The 22,257-nt window shown below is 73.1% G+C and carries 19 protein-coding genes and 1 pseudogene; 13 read left to right on the top strand and 7 right to left on the bottom strand.

What is annotated here, in order from left to right; genetic code table 11:
- From ACWCXX_RS30075 to ACWCXX_RS30060, 4 genes and pseudogenes are all read left to right on the top strand, one after another.
- A pseudogene (locus tag ACWCXX_RS30075) lies at nucleotides 1–160 on the top strand (flavodoxin-dependent (E)-4-hydroxy-3-methylbut-2-enyl-diphosphate synthase); the annotation flags it as partial.
- Between the two features lie 190 nt (nucleotides 161–350).
- On the top strand, nucleotides 351–1,196 hold the full coding sequence (locus tag ACWCXX_RS30070; RefSeq protein ID WP_451132697.1) for a GNAT family N-acetyltransferase: 846 nt from the start codon (nucleotides 351–353) through the stop codon (nucleotides 1,194–1,196).
- 64 nt (nucleotides 1,197–1,260) lie between these two features.
- Complete coding sequence (locus ACWCXX_RS30065; RefSeq protein WP_451132695.1) at nucleotides 1,261–1,830, top strand: GNAT family N-acetyltransferase; 570 nt, start codon at nucleotides 1,261–1,263, stop codon at nucleotides 1,828–1,830.
- A 79-nt stretch (nucleotides 1,831–1,909) separates the two neighbouring features.
- Nucleotides 1,910–3,610 (top strand): proline--tRNA ligase, encoded by a 1,701-nt coding sequence (locus ACWCXX_RS30060; protein ID WP_451132693.1) that lies wholly within the window; start codon nucleotides 1,910–1,912, stop codon nucleotides 3,608–3,610.
- 61 nt (nucleotides 3,611–3,671) lie between these two features.
- Here the strand turns inward: ACWCXX_RS30060 and ACWCXX_RS30055 are convergent, their stop codons facing one another.
- Genes ACWCXX_RS30055 through ACWCXX_RS30045 form a run of 3 tightly spaced genes read right to left on the bottom strand, consistent with a single transcriptional unit; the run spans nucleotide 3,672 to nucleotide 5,652 of the window.
- A complete protein-coding gene (locus ACWCXX_RS30055; RefSeq protein ID WP_451132691.1) occupies nucleotides 3,672–4,577 on the bottom strand; it encodes an aminoglycoside phosphotransferase family protein in 906 nt (301 codons plus the stop codon).
- Between the two features lie 17 nt (nucleotides 4,578–4,594).
- The gene (locus ACWCXX_RS30050; protein WP_451132689.1) at nucleotides 4,595–5,128 is read right to left on the bottom strand and encodes a ferritin-like domain-containing protein; all 534 of its coding nucleotides are present in this window, start codon (nucleotides 5,126–5,128) and stop codon (nucleotides 4,595–4,597) included.
- A complete protein-coding gene (locus ACWCXX_RS30045; protein WP_451132687.1) occupies nucleotides 5,125–5,652 on the bottom strand; it encodes a hypothetical protein in 528 nt (175 codons plus the stop codon). Before ACWCXX_RS30045 ends, ACWCXX_RS30050 begins: the two co-directional genes overlap by 4 nt.
- Before the next feature lie 173 nt (nucleotides 5,653–5,825).
- Here ACWCXX_RS30045 and rimP point away from each other — a divergent pair, with 173 nt between their 5' ends.
- The 9 genes from rimP to ACWCXX_RS30000 all read left to right on the top strand — a co-directional run bounded on the left by rimP (nucleotide 5,826) and on the right by ACWCXX_RS30000 (nucleotide 18,014).
- Nucleotides 5,826–6,323, top strand: coding sequence for a ribosome maturation factor RimP (rimP, locus tag ACWCXX_RS30040; RefSeq protein ID WP_451132685.1), 498 nt, complete (start codon nucleotides 5,826–5,828; stop codon nucleotides 6,321–6,323).
- Between the two features lie 2 nt (nucleotides 6,324–6,325).
- Nucleotides 6,326–7,366: a transcription termination factor NusA gene (gene nusA / locus ACWCXX_RS30035; protein ID WP_451132683.1), complete on the top strand. Its 1,041-nt coding sequence runs from the start codon at nucleotides 6,326–6,328 to the stop codon at nucleotides 7,364–7,366.
- Between the two features lie 185 nt (nucleotides 7,367–7,551).
- A complete protein-coding gene (locus ACWCXX_RS30030) occupies nucleotides 7,552–7,830 on the top strand; it encodes a YlxR family protein (RefSeq protein ID WP_451132681.1) in 279 nt (92 codons plus the stop codon).
- A 147-nt stretch (nucleotides 7,831–7,977) separates the two neighbouring features.
- A complete protein-coding gene (gene infB, locus ACWCXX_RS30025; protein WP_451132679.1) occupies nucleotides 7,978–11,028 on the top strand; it encodes a translation initiation factor IF-2 in 3,051 nt (1,016 codons plus the stop codon).
- A gap of 167 nt (nucleotides 11,029–11,195) precedes the next feature.
- Nucleotides 11,196–11,492 (top strand): DUF503 domain-containing protein, encoded by a 297-nt coding sequence (locus ACWCXX_RS30020; RefSeq protein ID WP_451132677.1) that lies wholly within the window; start codon nucleotides 11,196–11,198, stop codon nucleotides 11,490–11,492.
- A 19-nt stretch (nucleotides 11,493–11,511) separates the two neighbouring features.
- On the top strand, nucleotides 11,512–11,964 hold the full coding sequence (gene rbfA / locus ACWCXX_RS30015; protein ID WP_451132675.1) for a 30S ribosome-binding factor RbfA: 453 nt from the start codon (nucleotides 11,512–11,514) through the stop codon (nucleotides 11,962–11,964).
- Complete coding sequence (gene truB, locus ACWCXX_RS30010) at nucleotides 11,961–12,857, top strand: tRNA pseudouridine(55) synthase TruB (protein WP_451132673.1); 897 nt, start codon at nucleotides 11,961–11,963, stop codon at nucleotides 12,855–12,857. The genes rbfA and truB overlap by 4 nt, the downstream gene beginning before the upstream one ends.
- A gap of 206 nt (nucleotides 12,858–13,063) precedes the next feature.
- On the top strand, nucleotides 13,064–17,017 hold the full coding sequence (locus ACWCXX_RS30005) for a trypsin-like peptidase domain-containing protein (RefSeq protein WP_451132671.1): 3,954 nt from the start codon (nucleotides 13,064–13,066) through the stop codon (nucleotides 17,015–17,017).
- 43 nt (nucleotides 17,018–17,060) lie between these two features.
- Nucleotides 17,061–18,014, top strand: coding sequence for a bifunctional riboflavin kinase/FAD synthetase (locus ACWCXX_RS30000; protein WP_451132669.1), 954 nt, complete (start codon nucleotides 17,061–17,063; stop codon nucleotides 18,012–18,014).
- A gap of 138 nt (nucleotides 18,015–18,152) precedes the next feature.
- Here ACWCXX_RS30000 and ACWCXX_RS29995 read toward each other — a convergent pair whose 3' ends face one another.
- The 4 genes from ACWCXX_RS29995 to ACWCXX_RS29980 are packed head-to-tail and all read right to left on the bottom strand — an operon-like array spanning nucleotide 18,153 to nucleotide 22,223.
- Nucleotides 18,153–19,160 carry an oligopeptide/dipeptide ABC transporter ATP-binding protein gene (locus tag ACWCXX_RS29995; RefSeq protein WP_451132667.1) on the bottom strand — a complete coding sequence of 336 codons (1,008 nt, stop codon included), beginning with the start codon at nucleotides 19,158–19,160 and terminating at the stop codon, nucleotides 18,153–18,155.
- On the bottom strand, nucleotides 19,157–20,209 hold the full coding sequence (locus ACWCXX_RS29990) for an ABC transporter ATP-binding protein (protein WP_451132665.1): 1,053 nt from the start codon (nucleotides 20,207–20,209) through the stop codon (nucleotides 19,157–19,159). The genes ACWCXX_RS29995 and ACWCXX_RS29990 overlap by 4 nt, the downstream gene beginning before the upstream one ends.
- Nucleotides 20,206–21,147, bottom strand: a complete 942-nt coding sequence (locus tag ACWCXX_RS29985) for an ABC transporter permease (RefSeq protein WP_451132663.1) — start codon at nucleotides 21,145–21,147, stop codon at nucleotides 20,206–20,208. The genes ACWCXX_RS29990 and ACWCXX_RS29985 overlap by 4 nt, the downstream gene beginning before the upstream one ends.
- Nucleotides 21,144–22,223 carry an ABC transporter permease gene (locus ACWCXX_RS29980; protein ID WP_451132661.1) on the bottom strand — a complete coding sequence of 360 codons (1,080 nt, stop codon included), beginning with the start codon at nucleotides 22,221–22,223 and terminating at the stop codon, nucleotides 21,144–21,146. Before ACWCXX_RS29980 ends, ACWCXX_RS29985 begins: the two co-directional genes overlap by 4 nt.
- Nucleotides 22,224–22,257 lie beyond the last annotated feature (34 nt).

Genomic DNA, 22,257 nt, shown 5'->3' with positions numbered 1-22,257 from the left:
GGGCAACGGCAAGGGGCAGATCTTCGTGAAGGGCGAGGTCATCAAGACCGTGCCCGAGTCGAAGATCGTCGAGACCTTGATCGAAGAGGCCCTGAAGATCGCCGAGCAGATGGAGAAGGACGGCGTCGCCTCGGGCGAGCCCGAGGTCTCCGTCGGCTGAACCGGCCTCCGGCTCCGGCCGGACCGCACGACAACACCACGGCGCCCCGCCGGACGACCCGCGTCCGGCGGGGCGCCGTCGTGAGCGACCTCACGGTGCGCCCGGAAGGCCGGTCCCGGGCACGAGCGGCGTCGATGAGCCTCTTTGGGTACAGTGCGGAAATCAGCAGACCGTATGGTGAGGCCCCCTCGTGTTGACGCAGACCACCACCCGGGTCCTCGAACCCGGCGACCTCGGTGCCGCTCTCGCCGTCCTGGAGAGCGAGCCCGTCGCCAACGCCTTCGTGACGTCCCGGGTCCAGATCGCGGGTCTCGACCCCTGGCGCCTGGGCGGCGAGATGTGGGGCTGGTACGCCGACGGACGACTGCGCTCGCTCTGCTACTCGGGCGCCAACCTCGTCCCCATCTGCGCCGGACCCGAAGCCGTCCGGGCCTTCGCCGACCGGGCCCGCCGGGCCGGCCGCCGCTGCTCCTCGATCGTCGGCCCCGCGGAACCCACCGCCCACCTGTGGCGGCTGCTCGAACCCGGCTGGGGCCCCGCCCGCGAGGTCCGCGCCAACCAGCCGCTGATGGTCACCGAGAACCCCTCCACCGAGGTCGCCCCCGACCCCCTCGTCCGCCGCATCCGCAAGGACGAGATGGACGTCCTGATGCCCGCCTGCGTCGCGATGTTCACCGAGGAGGTCGGCATCTCCCCGCTCGCGGGCGACGGCGGACTCCTCTACCAGGCCCGCGTCGCCGAACTCATCGGCTCCGGACGCTCCTTCGCCCGGATCGAGGACGGCAAGGTCGTCTTCAAGGCGGAGATCGGCGCGGCGACCCCGCAGGCCTGCCAGATCCAGGGCGTCTGGGTCGCCCCCGAACACCGCGGCAAGGGCCTCTCCGAAACAGGCATGGCGGCGGTCCTGCGCTACGCCCTGGCCGACGTCGCCCCCGTCGTCAGCCTCTACGTGAACGACTACAACACCCCCGCGCGCCGGGCGTACACCAGAGTCGGCTTCCGCGAGGCCGGCGCGTTCATGAGCGTGCTGTTCTGACCGGCCGGCGACCGGCCCCGCCGCCCCGTACCGCACACCCCGTCCGGGCCAGTAGGGTCGGCGCATGGCAGCAGTCCCCGGGGGCGCCCCCCGCATTCCCAGCGTCCGGATCGGTCCGATCGATCTCGCCGCGCGCGTGGACGAGGCGCTCGCCGTGCAGGCCGTCGCCTTCGGACTGGGCCCGGAAGAGGTCGAGGTACGGCGCCACATCGTCCTCAGACACCTCGACCACCCCCAGGCCCGCGCCCTCGGCGCCACCACCCCCGGCGACCGGCTCGTCGGCTTCGTCTACGGCATGCCCAACGAGCGCGGCCAGTGGTGGTCCACCGTGGTCGAGCCCTACCTCCGCGCCACCGGCTCCGCGCACTGGCTCGACGACTCCTTCGTCATCACCGAACTGCACGTCCTGCCGGAGTTCCAGAACCGCGGCATCGGCCGCACGCTGATCACCACCGTCACGGACGCCGTCGACCAGCCCCGCTCGATCCTCTCCGCGATCGACACGGAGAGCCCGGCCCGCGGTCTGTACCGCAGTCTCGGCTACCAGGACCTGGCCCGGCAGGTGTTCTTCCCCAGTGCTCCCAAGCCGTACGCGGTGATGGGAGCCCCGCTTCCGCTGCGCCGTGCGCACTGACGCGGAAGCAATGGATTTCCGCCCACCCGTGCCGCCCGGCTAACCTCCTGCACATCACCCTTCCTAGCAGGAGTTCATCATGGCCCAGGTCCAGCGCATGTCCCGATTGATGATCAAGACACTGCGCGACGACCCGGCGGACGCCGAGACGCTCAACCACAAGCTGCTCGTCCGGGCCGGATACGTACGTCGCACCGCGGCCGGCATCTGGACCTGGCTGCCGCTGGGCAAGAAGGTCCTGGAGAACATCACCCGCGTCGTGCGCGAGGAGATGGACGCCATCGGCGGCCAGGAGGTCCTGCTGCCCGCGCTGCTGCCCAAGGAGTCGTACGAGGCCAGTGGCCGCTACGACGAGTACGGCGACCTGCTCTTCAGGCTCCGGGACCGCAAGGGCGCCGAGTACCTCCTCGGCCCCACCCACGAGGAGATCTTCACCCAGGTCGTCAAGGATCAGATCACGTCCTACAAGGACCTGCCCGTGATCCTGTACCAGATCCAGACCAAGTACCGCGACGAGGCCCGCCCGCGTGCCGGGGTGCTGCGCGGCCGCGAGTTCCAGATGAAGGACTCGTACTCCTTCGACACCACGGACGAGGGCCTGGCCGAGGCGTACGGGATGCACCGCGCCGCCTACATCCGGATCTTCGAGCGGCTCGGCCTCGACTACCGCATCGTCTCCGCCGTCTCCGGGGCGATGGGCGGGTCGGCCTCCGAGGAGTTCCTGGCCCCCGCCCCGGCCGGCGAGGACACCTTCGTCGACTGCCCCGCCTGCGACTACGCCGCCAACACCGAGGCGGTGACCTTCGAGGCCGCCCCGGCGGACGGTGCCGCGCACGGCCCCGCCGAGGAGCTGGACACCCCCGACACCCCGACCATCGAGACGCTCGCCGCGCACCTGGGCGTCCCCGCCTCCGCGACCCTGAAGAACCTGCTGGTCAAGGTCGACGGCGAGATCGTCGCGGTGGGCGTGCCCGGCGACCGCGAGGTGGACCTCGGCAAGCTGGGCGAGCACCTGGCGCCCGCCGTAGTCGAGCTGGTCACCGCGGAGGACTTCGAGGGCCGCTCCGACCTGGTGCGCGGTTACGTCGGCCCGCAGGGCCTGGACAAGGTCCGCTACATCGCCGACCCGCGCGTCGCCCCCGGCACCGCCTGGATCACCGGCGCGAACAAGCCCGGCATCCACACGAAGAACGTCGTCGTGGGCCGCGACTTCGAGGTCGACGACTACCTCGACGTGGTCGTCGTCGAGGCGGGCGACCCCTGCCCCAAGTGCGGCACCGGCCTCAAGCTGGACCGCGCCATCGAGATCGGCCACATCTTCCAGCTGGGCCGCAAGTACGCGGACACCTTCCAGCTCGACGTGCTCGGCCAGCACGGCAAGCCGGTCCGGGTCACCATGGGCTCCTACGGCATCGGCGTCTCCCGCGCCGTCGCCGCGCTCGCCGAGCAGACCGCCGACGAGCAGGGCCTGTGCTGGCCCCGCGAGATCGCCCCGGCCGACGTCCACGTCGTCGCGGCGGGCAAGGCGCTCCAGACGGAGCTGGCCCTCGACGTCGCCGAGCGGCTCGGCGCCGCAGGCGTGCGGGTCATGGTCGACGACCGCGCGGGCGTCTCGCCCGGCGTGAAGTTCACCGACGCCGAACTGATCGGCGTCCCGAAGATCCTGGTCGCCGGCCGCCGCTCGGCCGAGGGCGTCCTGGAGCTCAAGGACCGCCGCACCGGCGAGCGCGAGGAGCTCACGGTCGACGAGGCGATCGCCCGCCTCACCGCCGAGGGCTGATCCGGAACACGCCAGGAGGCCCCCGCGCACCGCGCGGGGGCCTCCTCGGGTCTCCGGTCTCCTACAGCCAGCTCGCGAACTCCAGCGTCAGCTCGCCCTCCTGGTGGCGGCCCGCCGCCAGCGCCCGGGTCCCCGACTCCACCGCGCGGAACAGCGTCCAGCCGTGCAGCCGCTCCCGGTCCACGTCCAGCGAGTCGGCGAGCTTCCGGACCCGCCGCCGGGCCGTCACCGCGCCGCCGGGGGAGGCGATCAGATCCTCTACCCGGTCGCGCACCAGACGCGCCAGATCGTAGGCGCGCTCACCGACCAGCGGCTCGGGGCCGACCGTCAGCCAGGGCGCCCGCTCCCCGGCGAGCACCTTGCTCTGGCGGAAGTTGCCGTGCAGCAGCAGGAGTTCGGGGGAGTGGACGACCAGCTCCGCACGCGCCGCGAGCGCCGCGGAGACCAGCGGCTCCAGGGCGGGGTCGGCAGCCGCGGCGGCGCGCATCGGCTCGACCCGGCGCCCGGTCCGCTCGGCGACCGTCTCGAAACCGTGCCCGGCCGGCGGCTCGACCCACAGCCTGCGCACCGTACCCGCCGCCTCCAGCAGCGCCTTCGCCTCCGGCAGCGAACGCAGCGACACCTCGGGATGCAGCCGTTCCAGCAGGAGCGCGCCGGGCCCGTCACCGAGCAGCCGCACCGCGCCCCAGCCGTTCCAGTGGGCCAGCGCCGCCCGCTCCGGTTCGGGCGCGGCCCCGGCGGGGGCGAGCTTCAGCGCGGCCGGGGTGCCGTCGGAGCACGTCACCAGCAGCACCAGACTGCTGCGGCCCCCCGGGGCGGCGACCCGTTCCACGGTCATCCGCCGCCCGGTGGAGGACAGCGCCTCCTCGATCAGCGCGGGAAGCCGCGCGAGCCAGTCGGCGGCGGCCGCTTCCCCGCACGACTCGCCCAGCGCTCGCACCAGACGCTGCGGCGGTTCGAAACCCATACGTGCCGTGTTCCCTTTCAGAGTTCCCTCGGTGTCCCGCGGTCCGCGCCGCGGCTCCCCCGGTGCGCCGGGACGGCCCCGTCCCCGTCGCCGGCCTTCGCGTCGGCCCCCGCCGCGGCGGTGCTCCCGGCGGCCCGCTCGGCGAGACCGGGAAAGGGTACGCCGCTGCCCCGCCAGCGGACCGCGCGCACCGCGGCCTCCCGCAGCGCGTCCGCGGCCTCCCGCCTGAGCGGCCCCTCGGCGGCCCGCACGAGGTCGGAGTACACGTTCGCGACCCGGTCCTCCAGCAGGGCCGCCAGCCGCACCGCCGCGGCCGGGTCCGCGACCGGGAACGGCAGGGCGTACGCGGCCAGCGCCGCCACCGGCTCGCCGTCCAGGTCGCGCACGGTCCGGGCCAGCACGTCGCGCCGGGCCCGGTGCGCGTGGTGGGCCGCACGGGCCTCGGCCCGGCGCTTCTCGGCGACCCGGGCGCCGAGCACCCCGTACCCGTACACCGCCGCGTGTTCGGCGGCCAGGGCCGCCTGCGCGGCCTTCAGCTCTCCGGCGCTCATGACGAGGTCTCCTTGGCCAGCTCGGTCAGCAGATAGGCGTGGCCCGCGCCCGCCGCCGCCGTCGACGCCAGCAGCCGGGCCAGCTCCGGCGGGGCCTCCGGGAGGGCCGCCAGCCGCGCGTCGGAGGTGCGGCGCTCCGCCGCGGCCAGCTCCCCGATCGCGGCCTTCGCCCCGGTCGCGCGCGACCGCGAGGCGGCGAGCTCCTGACCGCCCCCGGGCGCCAGCGCCCCGGCGTGGGCCCGGACGGCGTCCCGCAACGGCGAGAGAGCGGCGGCGGTGGCCGGATGGGCCCTGATCACCTGCTCGTAGTGGGCGAGCAGCTCCATGCTGCTGCGCGCGGCGTCCGCCCGGAGCTTCTTCTCCGCCCGCGCCGCGGAGATCTGTTCGGCCGGGGTCCGGGCCCCGTCCCGCTCGGATTCCTTCGGGCGCCCGGAGCCGTCGCCGCAGCCGGCCAGCACCGCCCCCAGGGCGATCGCTCCCGCCGCGGTGAGCGCACCCCTGCGCGTCGTCCCGGTGCGCCGCACTTTTCTCCTTCGGGCTGGACCTGTCTTGACTGGATCTGTCCTGAAGTGATCACCGCAGGCGAGCGTACCCGCGGCGGCGGGGAGGACGGACGGCAACACCCCTCGGGACCGGATACCCTTTGACCTGACACGCGAGATCCCACAACAGCACACGCGGCCGAGGAGTCACCCGGATGAGCACCACCCAGAGCGAGAGGCTGCGCGGACTGCTCGAACCGCTCGTCAGCGCCGAGCAGCTGGATCTCGAGGAGATCGAGGTTTCCCGGGCCGGCCGCCGCCGTGTGCTGCGGATCGTCGTGGATTCCGACGAGGGCGTGGAACTGGACGCCTGCGCCGAGCTGAGCCGCGCGATCTCCGAGAAGCTCGACGAGACCGACGCGATGGGCGACGGCGAGTACGTCCTCGAAGTCAGTTCCCCCGGTGCCGACCGTCCGCTGACGGAGCACCGCCACTACGTACGTGCCACGGGCCGCCTGGCCAAGCTGCACCTGCGCGAGGGCGGCGAGCTGGTGGCCCGCATCCTCGCCGTGGACGAGGAAGGGCTCGACCTCGAGGTGCCGGGCGTCAAGGGCCGCAGGCCCACGTCCCGCCGGGTCGCCTTCGACGAGATCGCCAAGGCACGCGTGGAGATCGAATTCAGCCGCAAGGACAAGAAGGAAGAGGAGGCGTAGCCGTGGACATCGACGTGAAGCTCTTGAAGGGCTTGGCACAGGACAAGGAGATCCCCTTCGACGTGCTCGTCGAGGCGATCGAGTCGGCCCTCCTCATCGCCTACCACCGGACAGACGGAAGCCACCGCCGCGCGCGGGTGGAGATCGACGAGCGCGGCCACGTGACGGTGTGGGCGAAGGAGGACCCGGCCGACCTGGAACCGGGCCAGGAGCCCAAGGAGTTCGACGACACCCCGTCCGGTTTCGGCCGGATCGCCGCGACCACGGCCAAGCAGGTCATCCTGCAGCGGCTGCGCGACGCCGAGGACGACCGGACGTTCGGCGAGTACGCGGGCCACGAGGGCGATGTCGTCACCGGCGTCGTCCAGCAGGGCAAGGACCCCAAGAACGTTCTGGTCGACATCGGCAAGCTGGAGGCCATCCTGCCGGTGCAGGAGCAGGTCCCGGGCGAGGAGTACACCCACGGCCTGCGGCTGCGCACGTACGTCGTGCGCGTCGCCAAGGGGGTGCGCGGCCCGTCCGTGACGCTGTCGCGGACCCACCCCAACCTCGTGAAGAAGCTCTTCGCGCTGGAGGTCCCGGAGATCGCGGACGGCTCCGTGGAGATCTGCGCGATCGCCCGGGAGGCCGGTCACCGCACCAAGATCGCGGTCCGCTCGACCCGCTCCGGACTGAACGCCAAGGGCGCCTGCATCGGCCCGATGGGCGGCCGGGTGCGCAATGTGATGGCCGAACTGCACGGCGAGAAGATCGACATCGTCGACTGGTCGGACGACCCGGCCGAGATGGTCGCCAACGCGCTGTCACCCGCCCGGGTGAGTCAGGTCGAGGTCGTGGACCTCGGCGCCCGGTCCGCCCGCGTCACCGTTCCGGACTACCAGCTGTCGCTCGCGATCGGCAAGGAGGGGCAGAACGCCCGCCTCGCCGCCCGCCTCACCGGCTGGCGCATCGACATCCGCCCGGACACCGAGACCGACGCCGAACGCGACGTCGCCGACCGGGAGCGTGCCGAGCGCGCCCGCGAGCGGTCCGAGCGGCGCTGACCGGCGCTCGCCGACAGGACGGACCCGCGCGGGGTGCCGGGCGCCCCTCCCGAAAGGGGGGTGCCCGGCACCGGTCGCGTGGGGGCCGGGAATATATCTCGGCGGCATGCCGCTGAGATCACGACAACATCCGTTCGATTTTTGCCCCAAAGGGGTGAGGTCGGTGCGGGGAGGTAGACTTAGCCGTGTCTGGCCGGACGCATGCCCGCGCTTGCCCTGAGCGAACCTGTGTGGGATGCCGGGAGCGGGCGGCCAAGAGCGAACTGCTGCGCATCGTTGCGGAAGGGAACGCCTGCGTTCCCGATCCTCGCGGTACGCTGCCCGGCCGGGGTGCCTATGTACACCCCGTCCCCGCATGTCTGGACCTGGCGGTTCGCCGCCGGGCGTTCCCCCGGGCCTTCAAGGCCAAGGGGCCGTTCGACCCCGCCGCAGTGCAGCGGTTCGTCGAGCGGGTGACACCGTAAGAAATGAACGGCACGGGACCCCGTGCGGTCAGGTACCTCGCGAGTTGGAAGTAGGTCGAGATTGCGATGAGCACTCGATGAGTACGCGATGAGTACGCCCATGAAGTAGCGACGGTCCGGCGGTAACCCGGACCTAAAAGGAGCGAAGTGGCTAAGGTCCGGGTATACGAACTCGCCAAGGAGTTCGGCGTCGAGAGCAAGGTCGTCATGGCCAAGCTCCAAGAACTCGGTGAATTCGTCCGTTCGGCGTCCTCGACGATCGAGGCGCCGGTTGTACGCAAGTTGACTGACGCACTGCAGGGGCCCGGCGGCAGCGCCGGCAAGCCCGCTGCGAAGCCTGGCGCGCCCCGCAAGGCGACGCCCGCGAAGCCCGCAGCGCCCTCTCCGGCCGCTGCGGCACGTCCTGCTGCCCCGAAGCCCGGCGCCCCGGCCCCCAAGCCGGCCCCCGCCGCCCCGGCGAGCAGCGCCCCCGCAACCCCCGCCGCGCCGGGCCCGCGTCCGGGTCCGCGCCCCGCGCCCAAGCCCGCCCCGGTGACCCCGGTCCCCGCCGCCGAGTTCTCGGCTCCGGCTCCGGCCCCGCAGCAGGCCCCGCGTCCCACGGGCGCCACCCCCGGTCCGCGTCCCGCCCGTCCGGCCCCGGCCGGCGGTCAGCGCGACGGCGGTCAGCGCGACGGCGGCCGCGGTGGCGAGCGCCCCGCCCGTCCCGCGGGTCAGGGCGCGCCGCGTCCCGGCGGCCGCCCGTCCGGTCCCCGTCCGGGCAACAACCCCTTCACCTCCGGCGGCTCGACGGGCATGGCCCGTCCGCAGGCGCCGCGTCCCGGCGGCGCCCCGCGTCCCGGTGGCGGTCAGGAGCGTCCGGGTGCCCCGCGTCCGCAGGGCGGCCCCGGTGGCGCGCCGCGTCCGCAGGGCCAGGGCGGTCCCCGTCCGACCCCCGGCGGCATGCCGCGTCCGCAGGCTCCCCGTCCGGGCGGTGCCCCCGGTGGCAACCGTCCCAACCCGGGCATGATGCCGCAGCGTCCCGCTGCCGGCCCGCGTCCCGGTGGTGGCCCCGGCGGCCGCGGTCCCGGCGGCGGCGGTCGTCCGGGCGGCGCGGGTCGTCCCGGCGGCGGCTTCGCGGGTCGTCCGGCCGGTCCCGGCGGCGGTGGCGGCGGTTTCGCCGGCCGTCCCGGTGGCGGTGGCGGCGGTGCGGGTCGTCCCGGTGGCGGCGGCGGTGGCTTCGGCGGCCGTCCCGGCTTCGGTGGTCGTCCCGGCGGCCCCGGCGGCCGTGGTGGCACGCAGGGTGCGTTCGGCCGTCCCGGCGGTCCGGCCCGTCGTGGCCGCAAGTCGAAGCGGCAGAGGCGCCAGGAGTACGAGGCCATGCAGGCCCCGTCGGTGGGCGGCGTCATGCTGCCTCGCGGCAACGGACAGTCCGTCCGTCTGTCGCGCGGTGCCTCCCTCACCGACTTCGCGGAGAAGATCAACGCCAACCCGGCGTCGCTCGTCGCCGTGATGATGAACCTCGGCGAGATGGTCACGGCGACGCAGTCCGTCTCCGACGACACCCTCAAGCTGCTCGCGGACGAGATGAACTACGTCCTCGAGATCGTCAGCCCGGAGGAGGAGGACCGCGAGCTGCTCGAGTCCTTCGACATCGAGTTCGGCGAGGACGAGGGCGGCGAAGAGGCGCTCATCCCGCGTCCGCCGGTCGTGACCGTCATGGGTCACGTCGACCACGGCAAGACCCGACTGCTGGACGCGATCCGCAAGACGAACGTCATCGCGGGCGAGGCCGGTGGCATCACGCAGCACATCGGTGCGTACCAGGTCTCCGCCGAGGTCAACGGCGAGGACCGGAAGATCACCTTCATCGATACCCCGGGTCACGAGGCGTTCACCGCCATGCGTGCCCGCGGTGCGAAGTCCACCGACATCGCGATCCTCGTGGTGGCGGCGAACGACGGTGTGATGCCCCAGACGATCGAGGCGCTGAACCACGCCAAGGCGGCCGACGTGCCGATCGTGGTCGCGGTCAACAAGATCGACGTCGAGGGTGCCGACCCGACCAAGGTGCGCGGTCAGCTCACCGAGTTCGGTCTGGTGGCCGAGGAGTACGGCGGCGACACGATGTTCGTCGACATCTCCGCCAAGCAGGGCCTGCACATCGACCAGCTGCTGGAGGCCGTGGTCCTGACCGCGGACGCCTCGCTCGACCTGCGGGCCAACCCGGAGCAGGACGCGCAGGGTATTGCGATCGAGTCCCACCTCGACCGCGGCCGCGGTGCCGTCTCGACCGTCCTGGTCCAGCGAGGCACGCTGCGCATCGGTGACACGATGGTGGTCGGCGACGCGTACGGCCGGGTCCGGGCAATGCTCGACGACAACGGCAACAACGTCGAGGAAGCGGGTCCGTCGACCCCCGTCCTCGTGCTCGGTCTCACCAACGTCCCGGGTGCCGGCGACAACTTCCTGGTGGTCGACGAGGACCGTACGGCCCGTCAGATCGCCGAGAAGCGTGCCGCCCGCGAGCGCAACGCCAACTTCGCCCGCAAGGGCGTCCGGTTCTCCCTGGAGAACCTGGACGAGGCGCTCAAGGCCGGTCTGGTCCAGGAACTCAACCTCATCATCAAGGGCGACGCGTCCGGTTCGGTGGAGGCTCTCGAGTCCTCGCTGCTCCAGCTCGACGTCGGCGACGAGGTGGACATCCGGGTCCTGCACCGCGGTGTGGGTGCGGTCACCGAGTCGGACATCGACCTGGCGACCGGCTCCGACGCCATCGTCATCGGCTTCAACGTCCGCGCTGCCGGGCGTGCCCAGCAGATGGCGGAGCGCGAGGGCGTCGACGTCCGCTACTACTCGGTGATCTACCAGGCCATCGAGGAGATCGAGGCGGCCCTCAAGGGCATGCTCAAGCCGGAGTACGAAGAGGTCGAGCTCGGTACGGCGGAGATCCGCGAGATCTTCCGCTCGTCCAAGCTGGGCAACATCGCCGGTGTGCTGGTCCGCTCCGGCGAGGTCAAGCGCAACACCAAGGCGCGCCTGCTGCGCGATGGCAAGGTCATCGCGGAGAACCTCAACATCTCCGGTCTGCGCCGCTTCAAGGACGACGTCACCGAGATCCGCGAAGGCTTCGAGGGCGGTATCAACCTCGGAAACTTCAACGACATCAAGATCGACGACGTCATCGCGACGTACGAGATGCGCGAGAAGCCGCGAGGCTGATCCGCGGGGAATCCGGGGGAACACCCCCGGACCTCTCTTTCACAGTCGGGGCCGGTCGACGGGGCGTATTTCCGTCGATCGGCCCCGGCCGTTCCGTGTACGGTTCTCGTGTTCCCGCCAAGCGCTGGCAGGACACGAACCCGAACCGGCGGGACATCCGGACATTCATGTATGTGGGGACACTGTCCTTCGATCTGCTTCTCGGCGACGTACGGTCGTTGAAGGAGAAACGCTCCGTCGTCCGCCCGATCGTCGCCGAACTCCAACGCAGATTCGCAGTGAGCGCGGCGGAGACCGGCGGTCAGGATCTCCATCGCAGGGCCGAGATCGGCCTTGCCGTGGTCTCCGGGGACACCGGACACCTCACAGATGTTCTGGACCGGTGCGAGCGGCTGGTGGCCGCCCGGCCGGAAGTGGAACTGCTGTCCGTACGACGGCGGGTCCACAGCGACGAAGACGATTGAGCAAGAGGGAGACGGACCAGTGGCCGACAACGCGCGGGCTAAGAAGCTGGCGGACCTCATCCAGGAGGTGGTCGCCGAGAAACTGCAGCGCGGTATCAAGGACCCGCGTCTGGGTACGCACGTGACCATCACGGACACCCGGGTCACCGGTGACCTGCGGGAGGCCACGGTCTTCTACACGGTCTACGGCGACGACGAGGAGCGGGCGAGCGCCGCGGCGGGCCTGGAGAGTGCCAAGGGCATCCTGCGTTCGGCGGTCGGAGCGGCGGCGGGAACGAAGTTCACCCCCACCCTGACCTTCGTGGCCGACGCGCTTCCGGAGAACGCCAGGGCGATCGAGGACCTCCTCGACCGGGCGCGGGCCTCGGACGCCCGGGTGCGCGAGGCGTCCTCGGGCGCCACGTACGCCGGCGGCGCCGACCCGTACCGCAAGTCGGAGGACGCGAACGACGAGGACACCGCCTCCGAATGACATCGCAGAACACGCCGGACGGCCTTGTCATCGTCGACAAGCCGTCCGGCTTCACTTCGCACGACGTCGTCGCCAAGATGCGCGGCATCGCCCGGACCCGCCGGGTCGGCCATGCCGGCACCCTGGACCCGATGGCGACCGGTGTGCTCGTGCTCGGCGTCGAGAAGGCCACCAAGCTCCTCGGCCACCTCGCGCTGACCGAGAAGGAATACCTCGGCACGATCAGGCTCGGGCAGAACACCATCACGGACGACGCGGAGGGCGAGATCACCTCGTCCACCGACGCCTCCGGGGTGACCCGGGAGGGCATCGACGCGGGTGTCGCGGCCCTGACCGGCCCGATCATGCAGGTGCCGTCCAAGGTCAGCGCCATCAAGATCGACGGCAAGCGGTCCTACGCACGGGTGCGGGGCGGCGAGGAGTTCGAGATCCCGGCCCGGCCGGTGACGATCTCGTCCTTCAACGTCTACGACGTCCGTCACGAGGTCGCCGAGGACGGGACACCGGTCGTCGACCTGGTCGTCTCGGTCGTCTGCTCCTCGGGCACGTACATCCGAGCCATCGCCCGGGACCTCGGTGCCGGGCTCGGCGTCGGCGGGCACCTGACCGCGCTGCGGCGCACCCGGGTCGGACCGTACGGCCTCGACGCGGCGCGGACGCTCGACCAGCACCAGGAGGAGCTGACGGTGATGCCGGTGGCCGAGGCCGCCGCCGCCGCGTTCCCCCGCTGGGACGTGGACGACAAGCGCGCCAGGCTGCTGCTGAACGGCGTACGGCTGGACATGCCGGCCTTCCCGCCGGGCCCGGTCGGGGTCTTCGGGCCCGACGGGCGGTTCCTGGTCCTCGTCGAGGAGCAGAAGGGCAAGGCCAAGAGCCTCGCCGTCTTCGCCTGACCGGCGCCCCGGACCGGACGGAACGTCATCGTGGAGCGGGCGGGACAACCCCCACGCCCGCTCCACGGTTTCCCAACGGTTCCTGTCCACCGGACGCCAACAATTCACCCCAACGAGCAGGCGCTCGGAGTGAAACAGGGGTGCATTCGGGGGCGCTTTTACTCCGAGTGGTACACGCGCCGATCATCGGACCTAACGTTCTGATCATGGGAAGCGGGGACCGGGCAGCGCTGGTACGTATCTGCGATCAGGCCGGTCGGCCGCGGGGGACCGGATTCGTCGCGGACGACCGGGGCACGGTACTGACCAGCCACGAGGCGATCGACGGCCTCGACGGCCCGGTCCTGCACGGGGCGGACGGCCGCAGCCGCACCCTCGGGGCCGACGACATCACTGCGCTGCCCGAGCTCGATCTCGCCCTGCTGCACACCCCGGGGCCCGAGGCGCTGGGCGTGGAGCCGGTGCCGATCACCCTGCGGGACCGGATCGACGCCGGGACGTACGTGACGATCGCCGCCCACGGCTGGCGCGAGGCGCGGGTGCTCGGCACCACCCCCGTGACGTACCCCGCGCGCGGCGGCTCCCACCGGATCGGCGCGGCACTGGAGCTGGCGCTCGGCACGAACGGCCGGGACGCGCTGCAGCTCCGCGGCGCGGCCGTGGGCGGGCCCGTCCTCGATCCGGAGAGCGGCGCGGTCATCGCCGTGCTGGGCACCGCGCTGCGGGCGGAGCATTCCGCCGCGGGCCTCGCCGTGCCGCTGCGGGACACGGGCACCGACGGCCCGCTCGACGTACTGCTGCGGCGCAACGCGACGAGCGTCCCCGGATACGGACGCGACCTGAACCTCGCGGGCGCCCTGCACCTCACGGCGACCTCGCTCGGCTCGGCGGGCGGCGGTCCGGACACCGGGCCCGACCCGGTCGAACGCCCGGACGTCAGCGCGGAGTTCATGGCCTTCGCGGGACCGGCGGGCGCCTCGTCCGCGGCGGGCGGCACCGCCGTCGTCCTCGGCCTCGTCGGCGCGCCGGGCACCGGGCGCACCACCGAACTGACGGCGCTCACCGCCCGCCGGGCGCGCGGCCCGGTCCCCGCGCCCACCCTCTGGCTGCGCGGCGCCGACCTGCTGGCCGACGACACCTCGGTCGCCGACGCCGTCGCCCGTGCGCTGGGCCGGGCCGGGCGGATCGTCACCGCCGCCGGGGCCCGGGGCGACATGGCCACCGCCACCCCCGAGCGAGTGGCCCGGCTGGCCCGGGAGTCCGGAATCCCGCTGCTCGTGCTGCTGGACGGCCCCGAGGAGATGCCTCCCGCGCTGGCCCACGGAACGGCCCGGTGGACCACCGCCACCGTCGACTGGCTGCGGACGAACGGCGCGCGGCTCGTGATCGCCTGCCGGCCCGAGTACTGGGAGACGGCCGGTGCGCTCTGCCCGCCCGGCGCACTGCACCGTCCCGCCCGGCCGGCCGGACGGCTGCCGTCCGCGATCCGGCTGGGCGACCTCACCGCGAACCAGGCCGAACAGGCCCGGCAGCGGTACGCCGTCCCGCCCGGGGCACTCGCCCCCGGACACGACCGGCATCCGCTCACCCTGCGCCTTCTCGCGGAGGTGCGCGCCGCCATGCCCGGGGAGGTCGCCGGACAGCCCGACACGGAGGAGGTCTTCGGCGCCCACCTGGACCTGATGTGCCTGCGCATCGCGGTCCGTGTCGCGGCGGGCTCGGGCCGGGCACCGGGGGGCGCCGCGGTCCGCAGGCTGGCCGCCCGGGTGGCGGGGCAGGTGCACGAGGCGGCGCGGCGCTGTCTGGGCCCGGGGCAGGGGGAGCTGGACCGGGCGGCGTTCGAGGAGGTGTTCCCCTGGCGCCCCGGCTGGGCGTCGGCCGTCCTCACCGAGGGCCTGCTCGTTCCGGCGGGGGCCGGTTACCGCTTCGCGCACGAGGAGCTGGGGGACTGGGTGCAGGGCGCCCACCTGGACGTGGACGCGGCGCTGTACGCGCTCGTCCACCGGTGGCACGCGCGGAAGGGACCGGAGGACGGGACGCCGGGCCCGGCGGACGCGGACACAGCTCCGGCGGGCCCGGACACGGCGGGTACGGACGCGGCGTCGGGTACGGGCACGGCGGCGGTCCGCCGGGTGCCGCAGCCGAGGCGGCCGGGCCCGCCCCGCGACCGGAGCAGCACCGCGGCGGGGACCGGGGCGTCCAGGCCGGGCGGGGGGCCCGGCGAGCCGCCCGTACCGGACGCGGGAACGGACCCTTCGGCAGAGGCGGACCGCCCAGCGGGAAGGGGCTTTCCGGTGGGTACGGGCTCCCCGGTGGGGCCAGGCTCCCCGGTGGGGCCAGGCTCCCCGGTGGGGCCAGGCTCCCCTGCAGGGGCGGATTCCTCGGCGGGTAGGGGCTCCTCGGCGGGGGCGGGACCGCGCACCCTGCCCGTGCCGCGCCACCGGATCGGCCCGGTGATCCAGGCCCTGCTCCGTCTGGGCCGCAGGCAGGGCCCCGTGGCGCTCTCCCACCAGCTGGCCGATCTCATCGAGGCCCTGGACCGGCTGCTGTCCGTGCCGGGGCCGGAAGCAGCCCCGGCACGGACGAACGCCGAGGGGGAGCGGCACACCCCGTGTCACGACGCCCGGTGGTGGGCCGTCCATCTGCTCTCCGAGACCCTGATCCAGGTGCCCGACGCCCGGCCGTACCTCGGGGTGCTGCGGCTCCTGGCCGGCCGGGTCGTGCGCGGCGGCGGGGCGGGCGGACCGGCGGGCCCCGGCACGTACGCCGAGTTCGGCCCCTGGTTCTGGCGGCGGCTGACACTGCCCGAGGCGGACCGGATCGACCTGTTCCGGCGGCTGGTCCCCGCCGACGGCCCGCCCGACGGCCACGGCGAGCGGTTCCTGGACGCCGTCGCCCGGCGGCTCGCCGCCCGGCCCCGGACCGTACAGCCCCTGCTCTGCGACTGGTTCACCGACGAACGGCCGCTCCCCGCCGGGGAAGGGGACGCGCTGCGGCCGACCGTGGCCACCGCCGCGCAGGCGCTGCTCTACGCCCGCCGCGACCTGGCCGTCGACGACCTGACCGACGCGCTCGTCTCCGCCCACCACTCCCGGGCCGGGGAACTGCTCACCGCGCTGGCCGAGGACGAGCCCGCCGCCCTGTGCCGGGCCGTCCACCGCTGGGCCCACGACGGGGACCGGCCCGCCCGCCGCACCGCAGCCGCCATGTACGCGGCGGTCGCCGCGTCCCACGCCGTCCTCGACGCCGACCGCGAGCTGCTGCGCGGGGCCGCCCGCGCCCTGCTGGCCCGCCCCGGCGACGCCGCCCTGCACGGGGCCGCGCTCGCCCTCCTCGTCCGGGATCCGCAGAGCCGGGACGGCTGCCTCCCGCAGGCCCTGCGGGCCTTCGTCAGGGGCGAGCCACAACTGTCCGCCGAGGTGCTCGCCGCCGCCCTGCCGTCCCACCCGGAGCAGGTGCTCGCCGCGTTCCGGGAGCGGCTGACCCGGCCGGACGAGGGGGCGGGCGAGGTGCTGTGCGCGCTGGCCGCGATCGACGCTCCCGCGCTGGCCCTGCACACCGCCGGGCTGGTGCGCGCCTACGTCGAGAGCCACCCGGACGACGCCGTGCACGCCGCCTCGTACATCCACCGGAGACTGGAGCGCGGCCCCGCCGCCCGCGCCCTGCTGCTGCCGCTGGTGACCGGGCTGCTGCGGGAGCGCCCCGTCCCGCCGCCCGTGCGCGGCGCGCTCGCCGGGGTGTTCGCCGCGCCCGGCAGCCCGGCCTCCGCACAGCTGCGGGGCGAGCTGCTGGAGGTCCTGCTCGACTTCGAACAGGACACCCACCGCGATCCGGCCGTGCTCGACGCATTGCTGCGGGCCGCCGCGACCGGTTCCGGAGGACGCACGCCGGCCCGCACCCGCGCCCTGGTCCACCGCACCGGAATGCTGCTGCTCCGCACCCCCGAGGGCGCGGACCGCTTCGACCGGCTGCTGGTCGAACTCGCCCGTGAAGTGCCGGGATTCGCGGCCCTGGTCACCGGGTGGCTGACCGACGCCCCGCAGGAATGGGCGGCGCTCGTCGGCCCGGACGCGCAGCGGACGGTTCGGCGGCTGGGCGGCCCCGAGGCGATGCCGATGCAGGCCGCGGGACGTGAGCATGGCAGTCTTAGACCTGCGTAAGAGGCATATCCACGTACACAGGTTCGGGCGAGGAGCGGTCAGAGTGCAGCGCTGGCGTGGCTTGGAGGACATCCCCCAGGACTGGGGACGCAGCGTCGTCACCATCGGCTCCTACGACGGGGTGCACCGCGGACACCAGCTGATCATCGGGCGCGCCGTGGAGCGGGCCCGCGAGCTCGGCGTGCCGTCGGTCGTGGTGACCTTCGACCCGCACCCCAGCGAGGTCGTGCGGCCCGGCAGCCACCCGCCGCTGCTCGCCCCGCACCACCGGCGCGCCGACCTGATGGCCGAGCTGGGGGTGGACGCGGTGCTGATCCTGCCGTTCACCCCCGAGTTCTCGAAGCTGGCCCCGGCCGACTTCATCGTGAAGGTCCTCGTCGACAAGCTGCACGCGCAGCTGGTCATCGAGGGCCCGAACTTCCGCTTCGGCCACAGGGCGGCCGGGAACGTCGAGCTGCTCGCCGAGTTCGGCGAGACCTACGACTACCGCGTCGAGGTCATCGACCTGTACGTGAGCGGTGAGGCGGGCGGCGGCGAACCGTTCTCCTCCACCCTCACCCGGCGGCTGATCGCCGAGGGCGACGTCGCGGGCGCCGCCGAGATCCTGGGCCGCCCGCACCGGGTCGAGGGCGTCGTGGTGCGCGGTGCGCAGCGCGGCCGTGAGCTCGGCTTCCCGACGGCCAACGTGGAGACCCTGCCGCACACCGCGATCCCCGCCGACGGCGTCTACGCGGGCTGGCTCGAAGTGAACGGCGAGGCGATGCCCGCCGCGATCTCGGTCGGGACGAACCCGCAGTTCGACGGCACGGAGCGGACGGTGGAGGCGTACGCGATCGACCGCGTGGGCCTCGACCTGTACGGGCTGCACGTCGCGGTGGACTTCCTCGCGTACGTGCGCGGGATGCTGAAGTTCGACTCGATCGACGCGCTGCTCGTGGCGATGGCCGCCGATGTGAAGCGGTGCTCCGAACTGATCGCCGCGTACGAGCGGGGCTGAACCCCTTCCGGACCTCGGCCGGATCTCTAGCGGACCCCGTCCGGGCCTTTTCCGGGTTCCGTCCGGGCGCCGGGCGAACGAACAGGGCCGGGCCCGTCCGGCGGTGATCCCCCCGGACGGGCCCGGCCCTGTCGCTTCCTACGCCTTCTTCGCCCGCACGGCCGGAGCGGCGGCAGCCGCCCAGTGGCACGCCACCTGGGTCCGGCCGCCGCCCGCGAGCACCGGCAGGTCCTCCGTGCGACAGGCGTCCGCGACGCCCGCCCGCTCCGCCTCGCCCGACGCCAGTACCTGGCAGCGGGCGTGGAAGCGGCACCCGGACGGCACCTTGGACGGGTCCGGCGGCTCACCGGTCAGGATCACCGGCTCGCCCCCCGCCTCCGGCAGCACCGACAGCAGCGCCCGGGTGTACGGGTGGCGCGGAGCCGTGAGGATCTGCTCCACCTCACCGGTCTCCACGATCCGCCCGAGGTACATCACCGCGACCCGGTCCGCGATGTTCCACGCCAGCCCCAGATCGTGCGTGACCACCAGCGCGGACAGCCCCAGTTCGTCCCGCAGTCGCAGCATCAGGGCCAGGATCTCGCCGCGCACCGAGGCGTCCAGCGAGGCCACCGGCTCGTCGGCCACGATCAGCTCGGGCTCCAGGACAAGCGCACCCGCGATCACGACCCGCTGGCGCTGACCGCCGGACAGCTCGTGCGGATAGCGCAGGAAGAACCGTTCCGGCGGACGGAGACCCGCCCGCGACAGCGCCTCGGACACCGCCGCCCGCTCGTCCCCCGCGTACCCGTGGATGCGCAGGCCCTCGGCGACGGCTTCGTACACCGTGTGCCGGGGGTTGAGCGAGCCGCTGGGGTCCTGGAGCACCAGCTGGACCCGCTTGCGGTACGCCTTCAGCGCCCGGCTCCCGTAGTCGAGCGGTTTGCCGCCGAAGGTGACCTGCCCGGACGTCGGCGGGACCAGGCCCAGCAGCGAACGCGCCAGCGTCGTCTTGCCGCAGCCCGACTCGCCGACCAGCGCCACGATCTCACCGGGCCGGATGTCCAGGTCCACGCCGTCCACGGCCCGCGCCGGGGCGGCCCCGCGCCGGCCGGGGAAGGTGACCTTCAGCTCCTGGGCGCTCAGCAGGGGAGGGGTGGTGCTCATGGGGTGCTCCTTGCTTCCTCGGCGTCCGGCGCTTCCTCGACGTCCGGCAGGGCCGGGGCCGGGGCCGCGGTCGCCCCCGGCTCCACCAGCACACAGGCGGCCCGCCGCTCCGGTCCCGCGACCCGCAGCTCCTGGTCCTCGGTCGCGCAGGAGTCCAGGGCCACCGGACAGCGCGGGTGGAAGGTGCAGCCGCCGGGCAGCGCCGACGGGTCCGGCGGGTCGCCGGGCAGCCCGCGGGGCGCGAACCGGGAGGCCGGGTCGCCGATGCGCGGAAAGGCACCGGACAGGGCCTTGCCGTACGGGTGGTGCGCGTTCTCGTAGACCTCGGACGCCGGGCCCTCCTCCACGACCCGGCCCGCGTACATCACCGCGAGCCGGTCGCAGGTGTCCGAGAGCACCGCGAGGTCGTGGCTGATCATGACGAGGCCGAGGTCCTGCTCGGACACCAGCTGCTCGATCAGCCGCAGGATCTGGGCCTGGATCATCACGTCGAGGGCCGTGGTCGGCTCGTCCGCGACGATCAGTCCCGGATCGCAGGCCAGCGCCATCGCGATCATCACGCGCTGCCGCTGCCCGCCGGACAGCTCGTGCGGGTAGGCGGAGGCGCGGGCGGCCGGCAGACCCACCTGCTCCAGGAGCTCGCCGACCTTCTTCGCCGCTCCGGCCTGCGTCGCCTTCCGGTGCAGCAGGATCGGTTCGGCAATCTGGTCGCCGATGCGGTGCACCGCGTTGAGCGAGTGCATCGCGCCCTGGAAGACGATCGACGCCCCCGCCCAGCGCACCGCCCGGACCTGTCCCCACTTCATGGCGAGGACGTCCTCGCCGTTCAGCAGGATCTCGCCGGAGACCTTCGTGCCGGCGGGCAGCAGCCGCAGCAGCGCGAGGGCCAGCGTCGACTTCCCGCAGCCCGACTCGCCGGCGATGCCGAGCTTCTGCCCGGCGTCGACGGTGAGGTTCACGCCGCGCACGGCCTGCGCCCCGCCGGCGTACGTCACCGTGAGGTCCCGTACGTCGAGGAGCGGCGGCCGGTGGATGTTCGTGGTGCTCAACGGGCCACCCCCAGCTTGGGATTGAGGACGGACTCGATCGCGCGCCCGCAGAGTGTGAACGACAGGGCCACCACGGCGATGGCGATGCCGGGCGGTGCCAGGTACCACCAGTGGCCCGCGCTCACCGCACCCGCCTCGCGGGCGTCCTGGAGCATGCCGCCCCAGGAGGTGGTGGTCGGGTCGCTGAGGCCGAGGAAGGCCAGCGTGGCCTCGGTGAGGATCGCGTTGGAGATCACCAGCGTCGTCTGGGCGAGCACCAGCGGCATCACGTTCGGCAGTACGTGCCGGACCATGATGTGCCTGTGGCCGCCGCCCAGCGCGCGGGCCCGTTCGATGTACGGGCGGGACTCCACCGCGAGGGTCTGGGCCCGGACCAGCCGGGCCGTGGTCGGCCAGGTCGTGACCCCGATCGCGATGATGACCGTCCACATCGAACGGTCCATCACCGTGGCGAGCGCGATCGCGAGGACCAGGGTCGGCATCACCAGGAACCAGTCGGTGACACGCATCAGGATCGTCGAGTACCAGCCGTGGAAGTGGCCCGCGACGATGCCGACGATCGTGCCGATGGCGACGCACAGGAACGCCGCGAGCAGGCCGACCGTCAGCGAGATCCGGGTGCCCCACACCAGCAGCGCCAGCACACTGCGGCCGAACTGGTCGGTGCCGAGCGGGAATTCGCCGCTGAGGGACTCCAGTGCCCCGCCGGGGGCGTCCGTGACGGACTGTGAGTCCGCGCCGACGAGCTGCGGCGCGAACACGGCGGTCAGCGCGATCAGGACGAGGGCGGCCAGCCCCCACAGACCGCTCCGGTGGCTTCGGTACTCCCGCCAGAAGCGGGCGGCGGACCGGCGCTTGCGGGCCCGTGCCAGGGCGCGCGGGTTAGGGGCGGCCCCGGCCTCCGCGGGCGTGGGCGTGGGCATGGATTCGGTCGTCATCGGCCCACCCGGGGATCGAGCAGCGGATAGAGCACGTCGGCAAGGGTGTTCGCCAGGATCACCGCAGTGGCGAAGACGAAGAACAGCCCCTGCACGAGCGGGAGGTCGGGCACGCTGAGCGCCTCGTAGAACAGCCCGCCCAGACCCGGCCAGGAGAACACCGTCTCGACCAGGATCTGTCCGGCGACCACGTGCCCGAGGTTCACGAACATCAGGGTGAAGGTCGGCAGCATCGCGTTGGGCACGGCGTGCTTGCGGCGCACGACGTCGTCCCGCAGCCCCTTCGCGCGGGCCGTCGTCAGATAGTCGCTGCCCATCTCGTCGAGCAGCGAGGAACGCATCACCAGGAGCGTCTGCGCGTACCCGACGGACACCAGCGTGATCACCGGCAGGACCAGGTGGTGCGCCACGTCGAGGACGTAGGCGAAACCGGTCTCGCCGGTGCCGGAGTCCAGGTTGCCCGTCGGGAACAGGCCGGGGACCGGACCGATGCCCACCGCGAAGACGATGATCAGGAGCAGGCCCAGCCAGAACGCCGGCACCGAGTAGAGCGTGAGCGCGAACGCGGTGTTGAAGCGGTCGCTGAGGGAGCCGTTGCGCCAGGCGGTACGGGTGCCGAGCCAGATGCCGAGCGCGGTGTACAGGACGTACGACGTGCCGGTGAGGAGCAGGGTCGCCGGGAGCGCCTCGGTGATCTTGTCGATGACCGGCGCGTGGAACTGGAACGACAGCCCGAAGTCACCGGTGAGCGCGTCGCCCACGTAGGACGTGAACTGCTGCCACATCGGCTGGTCGAGCCCGAACTGGCGTTTCAGCGACTGGAGTTGTTCGGCGGACACGGGTCGGCCGCCGGTCATCTGCTTGACCGGGTCGCTGGGGATGAGCCGGAAGAGGAAGAAACTGGTGACCAGGACCGCGAACAGGGAGACCGCGGCGCCCGCGATCTTGGCCGCGACGTACTGGAGGTATGCCTTGGTGTTGTGCGCCCGTGGACCGCGGTCGGCCGACGGACCGGCCGGGGCCGGTCCGTCGCTGTCCGCGTTCTGCACGAGCGCCGGAGTGCTGTCAGCTGTCATGGGGAACTCTCGTTACTCGTGCCGCAATGAGGAG

This window comes from Streptomyces sp. NPDC001732, from assembly GCF_053596315.1.
The sequence above is the reverse complement of the archived record's forward strand: the minus strand, read 5'-3'. Positions and strand labels throughout refer to the sequence as shown.

Bases quoted from the DNA above. Each gene is read 5' to 3' on its own strand.
- ACWCXX_RS29985 (WP_451132663.1), bottom strand. From the start codon at position 21,147: ATGACGACCGAATCCATGCCCACGCCCACGCCCGCGGAGGCCGGGGCC.
- ACWCXX_RS30005 (WP_451132671.1), top strand. From the start codon at position 13,064: ATGGGAAGCGGGGACCGGGCAGCGCTGGTACGTATCTGCGATCAGGCC.
- ACWCXX_RS30065 (WP_451132695.1), top strand. From the start codon at position 1,261: ATGGCAGCAGTCCCCGGGGGCGCCCCCCGCATTCCCAGCGTCCGGATC.
- ACWCXX_RS29980 (WP_451132661.1), bottom strand. From the start codon at position 22,223: ATGACAGCTGACAGCACTCCGGCGCTCGTGCAGAACGCGGACAGCGAC.
- ACWCXX_RS30060 (WP_451132693.1), top strand. From the start codon at position 1,910: ATGGCCCAGGTCCAGCGCATGTCCCGATTGATGATCAAGACACTGCGC.
- rimP (WP_451132685.1), top strand. From the start codon at position 5,826: ATGAGCACCACCCAGAGCGAGAGGCTGCGCGGACTGCTCGAACCGCTC.
- ACWCXX_RS30055 (WP_451132691.1), bottom strand. From the start codon at position 4,577: ATGGGTTTCGAACCGCCGCAGCGTCTGGTGCGAGCGCTGGGCGAGTCG.
- ACWCXX_RS30050 (WP_451132689.1), bottom strand. From the start codon at position 5,128: ATGAGCGCCGGAGAGCTGAAGGCCGCGCAGGCGGCCCTGGCCGCCGAA.
- ACWCXX_RS30020 (WP_451132677.1), top strand. From the start codon at position 11,196: ATGTATGTGGGGACACTGTCCTTCGATCTGCTTCTCGGCGACGTACGG.
- ACWCXX_RS29995 (WP_451132667.1), bottom strand. From the start codon at position 19,160: ATGAGCACCACCCCTCCCCTGCTGAGCGCCCAGGAGCTGAAGGTCACC.
- truB (WP_451132673.1), top strand. From the start codon at position 11,961: ATGACATCGCAGAACACGCCGGACGGCCTTGTCATCGTCGACAAGCCG.